Source organism: Microcella sp. (assembly GCF_030645145.1).
Taxonomy (GTDB): domain Bacteria; phylum Actinomycetota; class Actinomycetes; order Actinomycetales; family Microbacteriaceae; genus Microcella.
The window spans coordinates 1-3,033 of sequence record NZ_JAUSMI010000156.1 but is presented as its reverse complement, the minus strand read 5'-3'; the positions used below and the strand labels follow the sequence as shown (position 1 = coordinate 3,033).

General features: G+C 73.8%; 3 protein-coding genes. 2 read left to right on the top strand and 1 reads right to left on the bottom strand.

The window, feature by feature from the left end; all coding sequences use genetic code 11:
• On the bottom strand, window positions 1–663 hold a 663-nt coding region (gene rsmI / locus Q7T15_RS10660), incomplete at its 3' end, for a 16S rRNA (cytidine(1402)-2'-O)-methyltransferase (RefSeq protein ID WP_304696093.1).
• A 41-nt stretch (window positions 664–704) separates the two neighbouring features.
• Here rsmI and Q7T15_RS10655 point away from each other — a divergent pair.
• Together Q7T15_RS10655 and Q7T15_RS10650 are read left to right on the top strand one after the other, a co-directional pair.
• Window positions 705–2,339 carry a dolichyl-phosphate-mannose--protein mannosyltransferase gene (locus tag Q7T15_RS10655; protein ID WP_304696091.1) on the top strand — a complete coding sequence of 545 codons (1,635 nt, stop codon included), beginning with the start codon at window positions 705–707 and terminating at the stop codon, window positions 2,337–2,339.
• Window positions 2,340–2,555: 216 nt separating this feature from the next.
• Window positions 2,556–3,033, top strand: a 478-nt coding sequence (locus Q7T15_RS10650) for a hypothetical protein (RefSeq protein ID WP_304696089.1), incomplete at its 3' end; no start/stop codon positions are given.

Sequence of the window (3,033 nt, the reverse complement as noted above, 5' to 3'; positions counted from 1 at the left end):
CGCGGGCGCGCCCTCGACGACGACGACGATCTCGCCGCGCGCGCCCTCGGCGTAGCGGTCGGCGAGCTCGGCGAGAGTGCCGCGCGCGACCTCCTCGAACTTCTTGGTGAGCTCGCGGCAGACGGCGGCGCGGCGATCGGCTCCGAAGGCGTCGCGCAGGTCGGCGAGCGCCGCGCCGATGCGGTGGGGCGCCTCGAAGAAGATGAGCGTGCGCTGCTCGGCGGCGAGGCCCCGCAGGTGCGACGCCCGGCCCTTGCGCGGCAGGAACCCCTCGAACGCGAAACGGTCGGTCGGCAGCCCGCTCAGTACGAGCGCCATGAGCACGGCGCTCGGACCGGGCAGGGCGGTGACGCCGACTCCTGCCGCGATCGCCGTCTCGACGAGCACGTAGCCGGGGTCGCTGATGCCCGGCATTCCCGCGTCGGTGAGCACGACGACGTCGATGTCGCGCGCCCGCTCGACGAGCTCGGCCGAGCGCGCGCGCTCGTTGTGCTCGTGCAGGGCGAGCAGCTGCGGCCGGTTCTCGATGCCGAGCGCCCGCAGCAGGTGGGCGGTCGTGCGGGTGTCCTCCGCGACGACGAGCTCGGCGGCCTCGAGGGTCTCGATGAGCCGCCGCGACGCGTCGCCGAGGTTGCCGATGGGGGTGGCGGCGAGCACGATCATCGGGCCATCCTCCCACCGGCGGGCGCGGCTAGCATGAGCGCGTGACGCGAGCAGAGCCGACCCCCGCGCCCGAGGCGGTCGGCGACGGGATGCCCGACTCGCGCCTCGACGAGCGCTGGGCCGCGGCATCCCCCGCCGCCCGCCGCGCGGTGCGCATCGCCGCGCCGACGCTCGTGCTCGGCGTCGCGGCCGCCACGCGCCTGATCGGGCTCGACGAGCCGGCGACGCTCGTGTTCGACGAGACCTACTACGTGAAGGACGCGCTGAGCCTCCTGCAGCTCGGCTACGAGGGCCGCTGGCCCGACGGCGCGAACGAGGGCTTCGCGGCGGGCGCGCCCGGCTCGCCCGGGTCGGAGGCGGCGTTCGTCGCGCACCCGCCGCTCGGCAAGTGGATCATCGCGCTCGGCCTCCTCGCGGTCGGGCCCGAGACTCCGGTCGGCTGGCGCATCGCGACCGCGCTCGCGGGCGTCGCGGTCGTCGGGCTCGTCATGCTCATCGCCTTCCGGTTGTGGCGGTCGGTCGGGCTCGCGAGCCTCGCCGGCGGGTTGGTCGCGATCGACGGCAACGCGATCGTCATGAGCCGCGTCGCCCTGCTCGACGGGCTGCTGACCCTGTTCGTGCTCATCGCGGTGCTCTTCGTGATCCTCGATCGCCGCGCGAGCCATCATCGGCTGCGCGAGTGGCTCGCCCGACGACGGTTCGAGGGGCGGCCGACCGACTGGGGGCCCGTGCTGTGGGGGCGGTCGTGCCTCATCGCCGCGGGCGTCGCGTTCGGCCTCGCCGTCTCGATCAAGTGGAGCGCCCTCTACCTGCTCGCCGCCTTCGCCGTGCTCACCGTCGCCGCCGATGCCCTCGACCGGCGCAGCGCGGGCGTCTCCCTCTGGGCGTCGGGAACGCTCCTGCGGCAGGCGCCGGCGAGCGCGCTGCTCGTCGTCCCGGTCGCTCTCGCCGCTCACCTCGTGACGTGGACGGGCTGGTTCCTGTCGAACAACGGCTACGACCGGCAGTGGATCGCCTCGGGTGGTGAGCGCTGGACGGGCATCCTCGCCTGGGTGCCCGACGCGGTGCAGAACCTGTGGCACTACCAGGCGTCCGTGTACGGGTACCACGTGGGCGAGTCGAGCCCGCACGCGTACGAGGCTCCGGCGCTCGGCTGGCCGCTGCTGCTGCGGCCGACCTACATGCACTACGTCGACGGGGGCGACGGCACGGCCGTCGCGATCTCGGGCATCCCGAACCCGCTGCTGTGGTGGGCGTCGGTCGCGGCGGTGATCGTGCTGGTGATCGGATGCCTCATGACGGCCGTCGCGGTGGCGCGCGGCACCGGCGCCCGCGCCGCGATCGCACCCTTCGGCTCCCCCTGGGCGCTCGCCGTGATCCTGACCGGGGTCGCGGCCGGTTGGCTGCCGTGGCTGCTCTACCCGGAGCGCACGATGTTCTTCTTCTACACGGTCGTGCTGACGCCGTTCCTCACGCTCGCGCTCGTCGCCGTGCTGCGCGCCGTGCTCGGAGGGCCCGCCGACCCGGCGCCCCGACGCCGGCTCGCCCTCGCGGCCGTGGCGCTGCTCGTGGTCGTGGCCGTCGCCCTGAGCGCCTTCTTCCTCCCGATGTGGACGGGCTGGCCCGTGCCGATCGACTTCCTGCGCCTGCACTACTGGCTCCCGGGCTGGATCTGAGCGGCGCGACGCCCGTTACCGACGCGCCCTTCTTGACCGCGCGCACACAGTGCCGAATGTTTACCTGATCGTTATACGGAACGGCGCACGCAGGTTTACCGTGGCCTTACCCGAACCAGGTTCACCCTCGGCGCGCCCTCACTACCCGCTCGGCGCGCTGGCACTCCCCCACTTCCGTGCGTCGCTCCACCATCCCGAAAGAGACCCCCGCTCTTGGTGAGAATGACCGTTGCGGCGCCGCGCGCGCTCGCCGTCCTCCTCCTCCCGCTCGTCAGCACGCTGACGATGGCGCTCATGACCTCCGCGCACGCCGTCGCGAGCACGTCGACGCTGTCGTGGAGCACCTCCACGCCCTACCTGCACCCCGACACCCCCATCGGACTCCAGGGCAGCAAGGCGGCCGGCGCGAGCCTCGACGTCGAGCTGCGCACCCCCGCGGGCGGCGGCTGGCGCTCGGTCGCCGACGCGTGCGCAGGCGCCGTCGCGGATGCCACGAGCTGGAGTTGCAGCATCCCCGCCCCGAACGGCGAGTGGCACAAGGGCGACCACCACCTGCGGCTGACGCAGACCGCGACGGACGGCGCGCGCGTCGTGCAGACCGGTCACGTCGTCGTCATGCCGCCCGCGGCGAAGAAGCCGCTGCAGCCGCTCGTGACCCCGCCGAAGCCCGACCCGACGACGCCCCCGCCGGCCC